At 73.6% G+C, this 12,567-nt stretch carries 14 protein-coding genes; 6 read left to right on the top strand and 8 right to left on the bottom strand.

What is annotated here, in order from left to right; genetic code table 11:
- Positions 1-198: 198 nt before the first annotated feature.
- Positions 199-414 carry a DUF6243 family protein gene (locus ACZ7IF_RS02150; protein WP_470961574.1) on the bottom strand — a complete coding sequence of 72 codons (216 nt, stop codon included), beginning with the start codon at positions 412-414 and terminating at the stop codon, positions 199-201.
- A 336-nt stretch (positions 415-750) separates the two neighbouring features.
- Between ACZ7IF_RS02150 and ACZ7IF_RS02145 the strand changes: the two genes are divergently transcribed.
- The gene (locus tag ACZ7IF_RS02145; RefSeq protein WP_470961572.1) at positions 751-1,050 is read left to right on the top strand and encodes an isoamylase early set domain-containing protein; all 300 of its coding nucleotides are present in this window, start codon (positions 751-753) and stop codon (positions 1,048-1,050) included.
- A 100-nt stretch (positions 1,051-1,150) separates the two neighbouring features.
- Here ACZ7IF_RS02145 and ACZ7IF_RS02140 read toward each other — a convergent pair whose 3' ends face one another.
- Positions 1,151-1,978, bottom strand: coding sequence for a ribonuclease BN (locus tag ACZ7IF_RS02140; RefSeq protein ID WP_470961569.1), 828 nt, complete (start codon positions 1,976-1,978; stop codon positions 1,151-1,153).
- A gap of 380 nt (positions 1,979-2,358) precedes the next feature.
- On the opposite strand from ACZ7IF_RS02140, the gene ACZ7IF_RS02135 reads away from it, so the two are divergent.
- The 5 genes from ACZ7IF_RS02135 to ACZ7IF_RS02115 all read left to right on the top strand — a co-directional run bounded on the left by ACZ7IF_RS02135 (position 2,359) and on the right by ACZ7IF_RS02115 (position 6,313).
- Positions 2,359-3,045: a HemK2/MTQ2 family protein methyltransferase gene (locus tag ACZ7IF_RS02135; RefSeq protein ID WP_470961566.1), complete on the top strand. Its 687-nt coding sequence runs from the start codon at positions 2,359-2,361 to the stop codon at positions 3,043-3,045.
- Entirely contained in the window at positions 3,029-3,289 is a 261-nt protein-coding gene (locus tag ACZ7IF_RS02130; RefSeq protein ID WP_470961563.1) for a CDGSH iron-sulfur domain-containing protein, read from the top strand. The genes ACZ7IF_RS02135 and ACZ7IF_RS02130 overlap by 17 nt, the downstream gene beginning before the upstream one ends.
- Complete coding sequence (locus ACZ7IF_RS02125) at positions 3,286-4,377, top strand: iron-containing redox enzyme family protein (RefSeq protein WP_470961559.1); 1,092 nt, start codon at positions 3,286-3,288, stop codon at positions 4,375-4,377. Before ACZ7IF_RS02130 ends, ACZ7IF_RS02125 begins: the two co-directional genes overlap by 4 nt.
- Before the next feature lie 248 nt (positions 4,378-4,625).
- The gene (locus tag ACZ7IF_RS02120) at positions 4,626-5,798 is read left to right on the top strand and encodes a carboxylate-amine ligase (RefSeq protein WP_470961556.1); all 1,173 of its coding nucleotides are present in this window, start codon (positions 4,626-4,628) and stop codon (positions 5,796-5,798) included.
- A 26-nt stretch (positions 5,799-5,824) separates the two neighbouring features.
- Positions 5,825-6,313, top strand: coding sequence for a flavin reductase family protein (locus ACZ7IF_RS02115; protein WP_470961554.1), 489 nt, complete (start codon positions 5,825-5,827; stop codon positions 6,311-6,313).
- Positions 6,314-6,338: 25 nt separating this feature from the next.
- Here the strand turns inward: ACZ7IF_RS02115 and ACZ7IF_RS02110 are convergent, their stop codons facing one another.
- The 6 genes from ACZ7IF_RS02110 to ACZ7IF_RS02085 all read right to left on the bottom strand — a co-directional run bounded on the left by ACZ7IF_RS02110 (position 6,339) and on the right by ACZ7IF_RS02085 (position 12,536).
- The gene (locus ACZ7IF_RS02110; protein WP_470961551.1) at positions 6,339-7,529 is read right to left on the bottom strand and encodes a cytochrome P450 family protein; all 1,191 of its coding nucleotides are present in this window, start codon (positions 7,527-7,529) and stop codon (positions 6,339-6,341) included.
- On the bottom strand, positions 7,526-8,716 hold the full coding sequence (locus ACZ7IF_RS02105; RefSeq protein ID WP_470961548.1) for an MAB_1171c family putative transporter: 1,191 nt from the start codon (positions 8,714-8,716) through the stop codon (positions 7,526-7,528). Before ACZ7IF_RS02105 ends, ACZ7IF_RS02110 begins: the two co-directional genes overlap by 4 nt.
- Entirely contained in the window at positions 8,713-9,240 is a 528-nt protein-coding gene (locus ACZ7IF_RS02100; protein WP_470961545.1) for a regulator component, read from the bottom strand. The genes ACZ7IF_RS02105 and ACZ7IF_RS02100 overlap by 4 nt, the downstream gene beginning before the upstream one ends.
- 202 nt (positions 9,241-9,442) lie before the next feature.
- Complete coding sequence (locus ACZ7IF_RS02095) at positions 9,443-9,898, bottom strand: helix-turn-helix domain-containing protein (RefSeq protein WP_470961542.1); 456 nt, start codon at positions 9,896-9,898, stop codon at positions 9,443-9,445.
- 675 nt (positions 9,899-10,573) lie between these two features.
- A complete protein-coding gene (locus ACZ7IF_RS02090) occupies positions 10,574-11,740 on the bottom strand; it encodes an agmatine deiminase family protein (protein WP_470961539.1) in 1,167 nt (388 codons plus the stop codon).
- Between the two features lie 178 nt (positions 11,741-11,918).
- Positions 11,919-12,536, bottom strand: a complete 618-nt coding sequence (locus ACZ7IF_RS02085; protein ID WP_470961536.1) for a TetR/AcrR family transcriptional regulator — start codon at positions 12,534-12,536, stop codon at positions 11,919-11,921.
- Between the last annotated feature and the right edge of the window lie 31 nt (positions 12,537-12,567).

The following is a 12,567-nucleotide window of genomic DNA, read 5'->3' as shown; positions in this document are numbered from 1 at the left end:
CTCCGTAGAGACAGGAGAAGAGCAGAACGCCCCCTCCGTCGCGCGCATACACCCCTCCCACCCCCCCCCCCCCCCCCCCACCCCCCACCCCCCCCCCCCCCCCACACCCAACAACACCCCCCCCCCCCCCCCCCCCCCCCCCCCCCCCCCCCCCCCCCCCCCCTGGCCCGTGCGGTGCCGCCCCGCGGCGGCGGTGCGTCAGCTCTGTGCGGTGTCGTCGCCCGCCTGTCCGGCGTCCTCGGCTGCGCGTGCCTTCTCGCGCATCTTGCGCACCAGCTCCGCCTTCCGGTCGGCAGCACTCTGGCGGTCGAGGTTGCGGTGCGGACCGTTGTTCTGCCGTTCGGCGCGGGACAGCTTCTTGCGCTGGCCGCCGCCCTGGCCCACGGGGTTGTTTATGTTCTTGCTGTCGGTCACGGGTTCTCCCGGTGGTGATGTGAAGTATGTACGGATTCATCGGTGGGGGACGGGCGCGGCGATGTCGAAGGACGCCAGCGGGAGCCCGTCACGCTCTCACTCGTAAATCGGCGTCTGGAAGAACATGACAAAGACGTTACCCGCTTCCGTCGGCCCCGCGCACCAAGCCTTTCGCCGCCCCGGCGCCGGCCGGGCGGCGCGGGGGAGCGGGGCTGGTTCCGGGATGGTCGTCGGGACCGGGACCGGGACCGGACAGGTGACTTCCCGCAGGACGCACGGCCGTGTGCGGGGGACGAGACCTGCCCGTGCGCGAGGATGCACGGGCTTCATGCCCCGATGTCTTCGCGACTGGAGTTCTCAGTGCTCGAACGCAAGCAGCTCAAGGGTCGTACACGAGTCACCTTCGTCCTGCCGGAGAACACTCCGGACGGGCCGGTCAGCGTCGTCGGGGACTTCAACCACTGGAACCCAGCGGTCCATCCTCTGGAGCCCCGAGGTGACGGCACGCGCGCCGCGACCGTCACGCTCGCCGCCCACGGCGGGCACTCGTTCCGCTACCTCGCGGCGGGCGACTACTGGTTCGACGAGGAGCAGGCCGACGGCCACGACGGCACCAACAGCCGCCTTCACACCTGACGCAGGACGGGCCCGGCCGGGAGCACGCCGGCTCCGGCCGGCACGGGGTCCGGCCCGCAAGGAAAGCGGGCCGGGCCCCACCGGCGAAGCCCGGTCCCCGTCAGAGGCCGGGGGCTGGTGGTCGGGCCCGGCGGGCCAGTTCTTCGTGGAGGAGCCGGCCGGCGAGTGCGCCGCCGAAGACGACGACGCCGATGCCGACGAGCCAGGACTGGATGACGAGGACGGTTCCGAACGGACCGTACGTGACGGCGCTGGACGCGATCAGCGGTGAGAAGACCAGGCGGGAGAAGATCCGGAGTCCGAGCAGTCCGATCATGGTGGTCACCGCCCCCGGGAGGAGGGCGAGCCACCCGACCCGGCCACCGAGCAGCAGCCGCTGGGACCACCAGAAGAACAGGGTGCCGATCACCACCGTGACGAACCCCCGGGCAGCGGATTCAGGCCACGGCGGCGTGATCGCCGAGAGGTAGAGGACGGCGATCAGCATGCCGAGCCACAGCACGTGCCGCCATCGGGCCCACCAGCGGGCAGGAGGCAGGTCCCAGATCCGTTCGTAGCCGCTCTGCAGCACGGTGCCGAAGGACAGGCCGAACACGGCGAGCAGCGCCAGGCCGAACGCCGTGGTGGTCCGCCACGCCTCGCCGGGCAGGGCGAAGAGCCGGTCGATCTCCGCCCTGGCGGCCGGCGACACTCCGAGCCCGTCTCCCAGCCACTGCGCGAACCCTTGGCCGGTGGCGGTGTTCGCCGCCGACACGACGATCAGCAGCGGTACCAGTGTCAGGAACCCGAGCGCGGCGAACCCCAGCGAGCGCTGCCACAGTTCCACGTCCTGGACACGCCCCCAGCGTCTGCCCGCCCGCGTACGACGGATCGTGCTGCCTATCCGTCCGAAGCGCGGCCACCGGGCCGGCCGGCGGAAGCCGGTCATGGCGGTCCCGTCGGCAGGTGCGGCGACCGGCCCGAGGTGTGCGAAGTCGATGTCACGGACATGGCCGCTCCAGTTGCTCTGATTCCCACGGTAGGACTCCCGCCGCCGATGCCGCGCAGGGGGTGCCCGTCGCAGACGACGAGGGGTCTCCCCGCCCCACGGCCGGAGCCGCAGGAAGACGCGTGCCGTACCGCGGGACTTGAAGGAGGCCTCCGGTTCCAGCCCCGGCCCGGCCGGGTGTGCCCGGACGGATTCTCGTCTGATCCTCCTGAGATCGACGCCCTTCCGGATGGCGAGCGTGTGGAGGGGCAGTCGCAGGGTCTCGGGAGTCCCCCGGTTTCGCCATCGCGGGCGTGCCGGTCGATCAAAGGAGGTGCCTGGTGTCCTCTCCGACTCTGCTCCTGGGCACGCTGCCCGGCGGCCTGATCGTTCTGCCGGGCGTCTACCGGCCGCAGGCGGACACCCGCCTCCTGGCGGCGGCGCTCGCCCATGAGGACCTGGGGCCCCGGACGGACGTGCTGGAGATCGGTACGGGCACGGGTGCCTTGGCCCTGCAGGCCGCGGACCGGGGCGCGCGGGCCACGGCCGTCGACGTCTCCTGGCCGGCCGTGCTCACGGCACGCCTGAACGCCCTGCGCCGACGGCTTCCCCTGCGGGTGCTGCACGGCGACTTCGCGGCGCGCACCTCGGGGTGCCGCTTCGACCTGGTGGTCGCCAATCCTCCGTACGTCCCCGCGCCGCGGGCCCGGCTGCCGTCGCACGGCCCGGAGCGTGCCTGGGACGCCGGTCCCGACGGGCGGATGGTCATCGACCGCATCTGTTCGGCAGCTCCGGCCCTGCTGCGCCCCGGGGGAGTCCTGCTCATGGTGCATTCGGGGATGTGCGGGGCCGAGGAGACCGTCGACCGGCTGACCGGGGGGCGGCTGACCGCAGAGGTCACGGCGAGGGCCTGCGTGCCCTGGGGCCCCGTACTGCGGTCTCGGCGGGCCTGGCTGGAGCGGCGGGGCCTGGCGACCGGGGCCGACGAGCAGGAGGAACTGGTGATCATTCGTGCCCGGCACCTCTGACAGCGCCCCGAACGCGACGCGCGCGGTGACACCCGCCCGCCGGGTGTTCGTGGACCCGCAGGGCCCGGTCCTCGTCGAGGGCCCGGTGGAGATCGTCCTGGACGACGGGACCGTGGCCCGCTCCGCACGCTTCGTGGTCGCGGTGTGCACCTGCCGCCGCAGCCGGACGTACCCCTGGTGCGACACGAGCCACCGCCGCCGCGAGCGCGCCGTCTCGCCGCCCGAGGACGGGAAGCCGCGATGACCCCTCCCGGACCGAGCACGACGGCGACCCCTGCCGGCCCCCGCCTGGTCGAGGGGCGGGGCGAGCTGTCCTCCGCGGTGGCGGACGCCCTGCGGTCCGGCCGCCCGCCGGCGTACGGCCCAGGGCCGGTGTCGAGGGCCGACCCGTGGGGGGAGGACCTCCAGCTCGCGCTCTACCTGCTGTACGAGCTGCACTACCGGGGCTTCGACGGCGTGGACGAGGAGAGGGAATGGGATCCGGACCTCCTGCGGGCGCGCCGGGCCCTGGAAGACCGCTTCCTCCACGCCCTGCGGACGGAGCTGTCGGGCGCACCCCGATCGGTCGAGGACGCGTTCGCCCCCCTGCTCGTCGAGCCCGTCGACCTATCCGGCAGTCTCAGCCGCTACCTGGAAACCGAGGGCGAGCTGTGGCAGTTGCGCGAGTACGCGGCCCTGCGTTCCCTCTACCACCTGAAGGAGGCCGACCCCCACCTCTGGGTCGTCCCCCGGCTCACCGGCCGCGCCAAGGCCGCGATGGTGGCCGTCGAGTACGACGAGTTCGGCGCGGGCCGCGCCGACCGCATCCACGCGAAGCTCTTCGCGGACCTCATGGCCGACCTCGATCTGGACCCGACGTACGGCCGCTACCTGGACCGCGCGCCGGCGCCCCTGCTCGCGACCGTGAACCTGATGTCCCTCTTCGGGCTCCACCGGGCCCTGCGCGGCGCGCTCGTCGGGCACTTCGCGAGCGTCGAGGTCACCTCGCCGCCCGGCTCCCGCCGCATGGCCAGGGCCATGCGGCGCTGCGCGGCCGGTCCGGCCGCCGAGCGCTTCTACACCGAGCACGTGGAAGCCGACGCCGTCCACGAGCAGGTCGTACGCCACGAGGTCATCGGCGGGCTCCTCGCCGACGAGCCGGCCCTGGAGGCGGACATCGCCTTCGGCTGCGCGGCCACCCTCCTCCTGGAGGACCGCCTCGCCGCCCACATCCGCGGGGCATGGGACCAGGGGCGCAGTGCGCTGCGCGCACCCTTGACCGAGGGGTGGCCGGGAGCTACGGGATCAGTGAGCCGCTTCCGCGGCGGGCCGGCCGGCCCGCGGGCCGTGTGACCGGGCACGGCGGGTTCGAGGCGTGCGCGGACCGGGGTGGCGCCGGCCCCGACGGGAGGTCGGTGCGGGCCGCGTCGAGGGCGGGGGCACCCGGAGAGTCTCGACACCGGTCTCGACACCAGCCGGGTGAACCGGTCCGTCCATCGGGGCGTCCCCCCGGGGATTGGCGGGACGGACAGTGGGCAGGCGCGGGGTGACGGGTGAGCCTGCCGAGGCTTGCCGCGGCCCGGTCGACGAAGGGCTCCTCCATGTCGCTCGAAGTGATCGCCCCAGCCCTCGGAGCCGGCCGCGTCCACGCACCCCTGCCCCGGGGCACCCGGCGGATGACGGTGGGAGTGGAGGAGGAGTTCCTGCTCGTGGAGCGGCGCACGGGGATCCCCGTGGCCCGCGGTCCGCGCGTCGTGGAAGCCGCACGTGCGGTACTGGGCGATCAGGCACAGACTGAGTTCTTCGGAGCGCAGGTCGAGGTCTGCACCCGGCCCACGGATCGCCTGGCCGAGCTGGGGTCCGAACTGGCCCTGCTGCGGCAGGCGATGGCGGAGGCGGCCGCCGGTGAAGGCTGCCTGCTCGTCGCCACCGGGACCCCGGTGATCCCCCCGGGCGGGCCGCCGACCGTGACCCCGGGTGAGCGGTACGGCCGGATGGCCGCCCGCTGGCCCTCCCTGGTGGGCTCGTACGACGGGATGGTCTGCGGCTGTCACATCCACGTCGGGGTCACCGGACGCGGCCAGGCACTCGCCCTGGCCAACCACATGCGCCCCTGGCTGCCGACCCTGCAGGCGCTCGCCGCCAACTCGCCCTTCTCCCTCGGCCACGAGACCGGCTGGGCGAGCCGGAGGGCCGTGGAGCACGCCCGCTGGCCCGGAGTGGGCCCCGCCCCCCTGCTCGACGAAGCCGGGTACGACCGCCTCGCCGACCATCTGGTGCGGACGGGCACCCTGCTCGACCGCCGGATGATCTACTGGTACGCACGCCCCTCCGAGCACGTGCCGACGCTGGAGATCCGGCTCTGCGACGTGAACGCCGACCTCGACGCGGTGGTACTGCTGACGGCCTTGGTACGGGGTCTGGCCACCGCCCTGCTGCCCGAGATCGCCGAGGGGCGGCCGGTTCCCCGTCCCCCCGAGGCGCGCTTGCTCGCCGCGCACCGGCTCGCCGCGCGGCAGGGGCTGGCGGGGGACGGGCTCGACCCGGTGAGCGGGGAGTCCGTACCGGCCACGACCTCGGTGGAGCGGCTGCTGGCTCGGGCGGGGCCCGGCCTGGCAGCCGCCGGCGACTCCGGCCTCGCGGAGGAACTGTTCGACCGGGTGCGGCGCTCCGGCGGCGGGGCCGCCCGCCAGCGCGCGTCGTACCAGCGGCGGGGCCGCCTGATCGACGTGGTCGGCGACCTGGTGCGTACGACCCTCACCACCCGGACGTGAAGGCGGCCCGCCGCCGAGGAGGCGCAGTGACGGAGCTCGACCCCTTCACCGACGATCTCGACGGCCCGATGTACGTGGTCACGGTCGCTTCCGGTGGCGAGCGGGCGGGCTGCCTGGTGGGCTTCGTCTCGCAGTGCTCCATCGACCCGCCGAGGTTCGCCGTCTGGCTGTCGGTCGCCAACCACACCTACCGCGTCGCGCGCGGGGCCGAGCACCTCACCGTGCACCTGCTCCACCGGGACGACCGAGCGCTGGCGGAGCTCTTCGGAGGGCAGACGGGTGACCGGGCGGACAAGTTCGCAAGGGTCGGCTGGCGTCCGGGGGAAGCCGGAAGCCCGATCCTGGAGCAGCTGTCCACCTGGTTCACCGGCAGGATCGAAGGGCAGATCGAGGGCGGGGACCACGTGGGCTTCCTCCTGGCACCCGTGGAGGTGTGCCCGCCGGGCGAGGGGCCGCCGCCCCCGCTGCTCCGGTACCGGGAACTGCGGGACCTGGAGCCCGGTCACCCGGCCTGAGGCCACGCCCGGGGCCGCGGTGTGCTCAGCCGAGGATGAGGGGGAGGGCGGTCAGGCCTCGGGTGAGGCGGGTCCGGCGCCAGGCCAGGGACTCCGCGGGGACGGCCAGGCGGGTGTTCGGGAAGCGGGTCAGGAGGGCGCGGAGGGCGATTTCGGCCTCGGCCCGGGCCAGGGGGGCGCCCGGGCAGCGGTGGATGCCGTGGCCGAAGGAGAGGTGGGAGGCTGCGTCGCGGTCGAGGTCCAGGCGGTCCGGGTCGGGGAAGGCGGACGGGTCGCGGTTGGCGGCTCCGGGGGCGATGAGGACCGGGTGGCCGGCCGGGATGCCGGTCCCGCCGATGCTCAGGTCCTGCGTGCTGTGACGGAAGGTGGCCACGCTCACCGGGGAGTCGAAGCGGAGCAGTTCGTCGAGGGCTCCGGGGATCAGGTCCGGGTCCCGGCGCAGGCGGTCGAAGGCCTCCGGGTGCCGGAGCAGGGCCAGGACGGCGTTGCCGATGAAGTGGGTGGTGGTCTCGTGCCCGGCGACCAGCAGGAGGGCGGCCAGGGAGACGGCCTCGTCCCGGTCGAGGCCGCCCTCGTCGCAGTCGCGCAGGAGGGAGTGGAGCGGGCCGTCGCCGGGGGTGGCGCGGGCCGCGTCCACGAGCGCGGTGAGGTAGTCGCCGATGCGGTGCGACGCGGCGTCGACGCGGGTGGTGTCCGTGGCATCGAAGAGATCGCGGGACCAGCCGGCGAGGGTGGTGCGGTCGGCTTCCGGGACGCCCAGCAGTTCGCAGACGACGGTGACCGGGAGAGGGACGGCCAGGTCCGCCACCAGGTCGATGTCCGTGCCCGGTCGCCACGTGGCCGTGAGGCCGTCGACGACCCGGGTGATGAACGGGCGCAGCTCCCGGACGCGCCCGGTGGTGAACAGCGGTGTCGCCACCCGTCGGTGGCGGGTGTGCGCCGGGGGGTCGCTCGACAGCATGTTGCGGGAGACGGCGGGGTGCAGGTCGCGGTCCGAGGGCCGGCCGGCGAAGAAGCGGGCCGTGTCCTTGGAGAGCCGGGGGTCGGTGAACGCCTGGCGGGCCTCGGGGTGGCCGGTGATCAGGTACGCGTGGTGGCCGCCGGAGCCGGTGGGGATCCGCTGGACGGGGCAGCCCTCGCGCAGCCGGTCGTAGGTGGGATAGGGGTCGGCGAAGAAGCGCGGGTCGCGCAGGGGGTCCTGCCGCGGGGCGGTCACGAGGCCGCGCCCGCGTGCTCGGGTGCCGGGCGGCGCGCGTAGGCGTCCGCCACGAGCAGCAGCCAGGCGGTCTCCGCCGGGAGGTCGCCCTTGCGGGAGCGGGTGCCGGCGGCGGGCGGGGCCTCGTCGCCGTCGAGGGGGAGACCGGTCCGCTTCGCGTCGACGGCCGCCGCGATGACCGCCGCCTCCACCTCTGCATCGCCCTCGGGGGTGCCGGCCGCGCCCCGGCGGGCGGCCTCGGCGGCCGCGGCGTCCCGTACCGACGCCTGACGGTACCGGCGCAGGGCCAGCACGCAGTCGTTGATCTCGATGACCCGGCGGTGCAGGTGGAAGTCGAGGTCGTGGGCGTCGGCTTCGGTGCTGCCCGGGTCGAGCACGACCTCGGGGACCACCGAGGTGACCTCCCGCCACAGGGGTTCCAGCGCGGTGAACGAGTTCCGTTCCCAGCGGCGCCGGCGCAGCCGGCTGAGCGGCCACAGCAGGGCGGGGAGGGTGAGTCCGACGGTGATCAGGAGCACGGCGACGGCGGGGGCGGTCACGCTGAACGCGCAGCGGAAGGGGGTCAGCGGCGTCGAGCACCGGGCGTGGTCGGGCACGAGCCCGAGGCCGAGGCCGATGGAGACCAGGGCGAAGAGCTTGTACGCGGCGTAGACGAGGGCGAAGCCGCAGCCGACCGAGGTCGTGCGCAGGCCCCAGCGCTGACTGCGGCGGGTGGAGCGCTTGGACTGGGCCCAGGTCTGCAGCAGGAAGTCCTTGGCCGTGTACCCCAGGTAGGAGATGTAGATGAGTACGTAGCACGCGTACAACACCGGGTTCCGGCCGGTGAGTTGTTCGGCGGCGAAGAAGCCGGTCATGCCCGCGGCGCAGACGGCGAGGGTGATGACGCGCAGTCGGATCTGCCGGCGGGCCCGCTCGCGCTCCAGGTTGAGCTGGAAGAGGAAGGCGAGGACCGAGGTGGCCGCCGTCAGCGTGAAGGTGTTGCTGAGGAGCCGGGCGACGTGGGGGACCACCGACTCGACCGCACGCTCCACGGCGGGGGCGTAGGAGGCGAAGGCGAGGGCGAACGAGGTCAGCAGCGCCGCCATCGCCCAGGTGCCCGTGGGGCGGTGTCCGCCGCGTCCTCGCACCCAGTAGGCGGCGAAGCACAGCAGCACGACGGCCGTGCCCGTGAAGAGGATGTCGATCATTTCCGGTGGCGTTTCTTCCTGTGTGGCTCGGCGAACAGCGCGTCCCAGCTCTCGGCCCCGCTGGCGGGCCGGCTCGGCGGGCTTTCGCGTCCCCGGTACATGAGTTGTCGGATCACGCTGGCCATCACCTCGGCCTCGCGTTCGTCCTCACTGGTGTAGCCGGTCCGGCCGGACATGCGCCGGACGAGGGTGGGGTTGAACCCGATCGCGCGCAGGGTGTCCTGGTCCAGTTCGAGGCTGCCGGGGTGGTCACAGATGATGTGGCTGATCTCGTGGGCCAGGATGTGGTTCTGGTGGAGGGGGGAGGTGGCCTCCTCGTAGAACAACAGGTCGGCGTCCGGGGTCTCCAGGCGGATGCCGCACGGGGCGTCCAGGGCGCCCAGGGTGCTCAGCGGGCGCAGGACGATGGGGCGTCCGCGCAGTTCGGCCACGGCGTCGCGGAGGTCGCGGGTGCTGAAGCGGTGCGGGAGCCGAAGCGCCTCGACGCGCGCCTCACACGTGGCGCGAAGCTGCTCAAGGTCCATGTCCTCACTCTGGTGACGCCGGTCGGGGGTGGTCGGCCGGGGCGAACCTCTCCATGGAAGCCCGGAACGCGCCCCCATGCTGGCATGTTCGCGACTCCGCTTCGAGGGCGGGGTCGGGAAACGCCCGATCCCCCCTGGCGAAGAGCGGCCACAGGGGGGTGTGTCGGGGCGGGCGTCGTCCGATCGCCGCCCGGCGCGCGGTTCAGTCGTCCAGGTTCAGGTCCTGAGCGGGGTCCTCGGTGGTGAGCCCTTCGAGTTTCCGGGCCTGTTCGATCACGGTGGACAGCATCTTCAGGCTGTCGACGCTCAGGCCGTTGGCGCGCAGGGCCACCTTGCGGACGTCCTGGTCGCGCATGGCGGCGAGGAGGTCGATCTCCGCCCTGGTGCGTTCGGCGGCGGCACTGTCGACGAAGTAGCCCGCCGGTACCCCGAAGAAGTCGGCCAGGGCCTTGATGGTGTGCCGCGTCGGGTTCCGCTTGGCGCCGGTGCGCAGCTGCTGGATGGCGCTCGCCGTCACCCCTCGCCCTTCTCCGGTCGCGGCCTTGCGGATCCCCTCGGCGACCTCCGCGTAGGTGTAGGGCCCCCGTGAAGGGGGGTGCACCTCACGGAAGAGGTGGTCCAGCAGCTGGGCGAAGGTGGGCGACTGGTCATCCTCCACGTACACGACCTCCTTGGCGTGATGCCGAGCCTTTGCCCACCACAGTGTTCCTCGAAGCCCAACGGGCCGACACCGGCACCACTTTGGTTGACGCCTGACGGATACTCTGGTGTACGTTACCAATGCTTCTCCGCCACTGAAGTGTCGAGGAGGAGCGGCGGCGGCCGGGCCGGGGTCGAGCTTCACGGGGGTGAGCTCGGCCGACGGCCCGGACTGCCCGTCGTACGGGGCCCGGGGCGCGCTATGGTTGGGTGGAGGCCCCGCGTCATCCCCCGTGCGCGGGGCCTCACTTACCGCCTGGCGGCGACCCGTGTACCGGTCGCTCGGGACCGGCACCAGCGTGCTCGGCGCGGCGACGTCGCGGTCGGCGAACTCCCCGGACTCGGTGCCCCGTTCCACGGCGCCGCCGAACCACGCGTGCGGCTGTCACGGCCGTCGGCCCCCGCCACGGCACCCACGAACCGCCCTTCTGCGTCTGCGGATCCGACCAGTGGGCGGCCGGCTGCGCGGAAGGCGCCGTACGCACCGGACGCGCCGACGCCACCGAGGAGCACGCGGACGCCCTGACGGCCGCCGGGACCGGCGACACCGGCAAGCCCCGCCACCGGTCCAGGACGGAGGATCCGCCCGCGATCACCGACACCGAGCCGGGGAGGCCCGCCCGGAGGGGCCGCGTCAGGCGGCGGGCTTGCCCGGCTGGTCGTGGGTCGAGCAGTGGATGCCGCCGCCGCCCGAGGCGATCGTGTCGATGGAGACCGGGACGACGTCGCGCTTGGGGAAGTGTTCCTGGAGGATGCCGCGGGCGCGGTCGTCGGCAGTGCGGTCCCCGAACTTGGGCATGAACACGGCGTCGTTGGCGATGTAGAAGTTGGCGTAGGTGGAGACGAAGTCGTCACCGCGGCCCGTGATGCGGTTCAGGTCGGGCTGCGGGAGGTCGATGACCTCGAAACGGCGGCCGCGGGCGTCCGTCGCCTTCGACAGGACGGACTTCGCCTGGTCCGCGGAGCGCGACCAGGAGTCCGGCGGGGTGCTGGGGTGCGCTCGGTCCAGCAGGACGACACCGGGCTCGGTGAACCGTACGAGGCTGTCGACGTGGGCGTCGGTGATGTCCTCGCCGCGCACGCCGGCCAGCCAGATGACCTTCTCCACGCCGAGGGTCTGCTTCAGCTCGGCCTCGATGGTGTCGCGGGACTTGCCCCGGTTGCGGTTGTCGTTGAGGATCGAGCTCTCGGTGATCATCAGCGTGCCCTCGCCGTCGGGCTCGAAGGAGCCGCCCTCGGCGACCAGCGGCGCCTGTACCCGGGGGATCTTGTACTTCTGCAGCAGCGCGCGCCCGACCTGGGCGTCGTTGCCGTGCGTCTGCTTGTCGCCCCAGCCGTTGAAGTTGAAGTCGACACCGGTGACCTTGCCGCCCTCCTCGACGAAGACGGGGACCGTGTCGCGGGCCCAGAGGTCGTCGACGGCCAGCGGGATGACCTCGACCTGGGAGCCGACGGCCCGCTGCGCGGCCGACACCTGTTCCGGGCGGGCCATCATGACCACGGCCTCGTACTCCCCGATGGCGCGGGCGATCCTGGCGATGTCCTCGCGGACGTAGCGCAGGTCCTCCTCCCACACCCCTGCGGCCAGGGCCGGCCAGGACATGAAGGTGCGGGTGTGGCTCTCCCACTCGGCGCCGAGGCGGCGCCCGGGGGCGCCGGAGGCGGACTGGGCCGAGCCGGCCGGCGTACCGGACCGCAGGGCCGACTCGGCGGGGCCGCAGGCGGCGGATCCGAAGGCGAGGGCTCCGAGCGCGGAGAGGGTGCGCAGGACGGTCCGGCGAGTGGGGGGCGGGTTCGTCACGGGAGACTCCGATCGTGGACCGGCGGGACAGGTTCGTCCCGCCGGGACGGGCGCGGGGCGCGACCAGGGGCTCGGGGCCCCGGGCCCCTGCGACAAGGGTGCGCGTCAACCCCGCGGTCGGCCGTTCGGCGGGAAAGCGGAACGGCTCGTTGCCGCCACTCTGACACTGACTGGATTTTCAGTCAAACCGCGAGGGTGGCGGCGACGTGTGCTGTGGCACCAGCCGGTCGACTTCCACCCGGACCGCCGTCCGCAGCAGCTCCCGGGCGTGGGCCGGTGGCGCCAGCCCGCTCAGCCAGCGGACGCTCAACCCCTCCAGCAGGGCGGTGAGCCGCTCGGCGGCGGCCGTGACGGCGTCCGCGCCGGCCGCCGGGTGCACGCCGCCGAGCAGCTCGGCGACCTCGCCCGTCCAGGCGGCGCCGGCCGCGGCGAGCTCGTCCCGCAGCTCCGGATCGAAGACCGCGTGGGCCCGCAGCTCCCCCCAGGCGGCGCTGTTCTCGCGCACCTCCGGCAGGTCCTGGATCTCCAGCAGCAGCATCCGCTCCAGCCGCTCCCGGGGGTCGGCCGGGCCCGGCGGGAGGCCGTCCCGCCCGGACTCCGTGTACCGGTCGGCCCGGTCCCCGATGAAGGCGAGGGCGTGCCGCAGGATGCCGGGCCGGTCCCGGAAGTGGTAGTAGACCAGGGCGGTGGAGACACCCGCCTCCGCCGCCAGCTCCGTCACCCGCAGCCCCCGGACGCCCCTGCGTGCGATGACCCGGGCGGCGCTTTCGAGGATGACGCGTCTGCGGTCCGTCACGGTGTGATCCTTCCTGGCGATGTCGCGTCTC

Source organism: Streptomyces sp. NPDC037421 (assembly GCF_055602105.1).
Note: the sequence above shows the minus strand (reverse complement) of the source record. Positions and strands in the feature narration are given on the sequence as shown.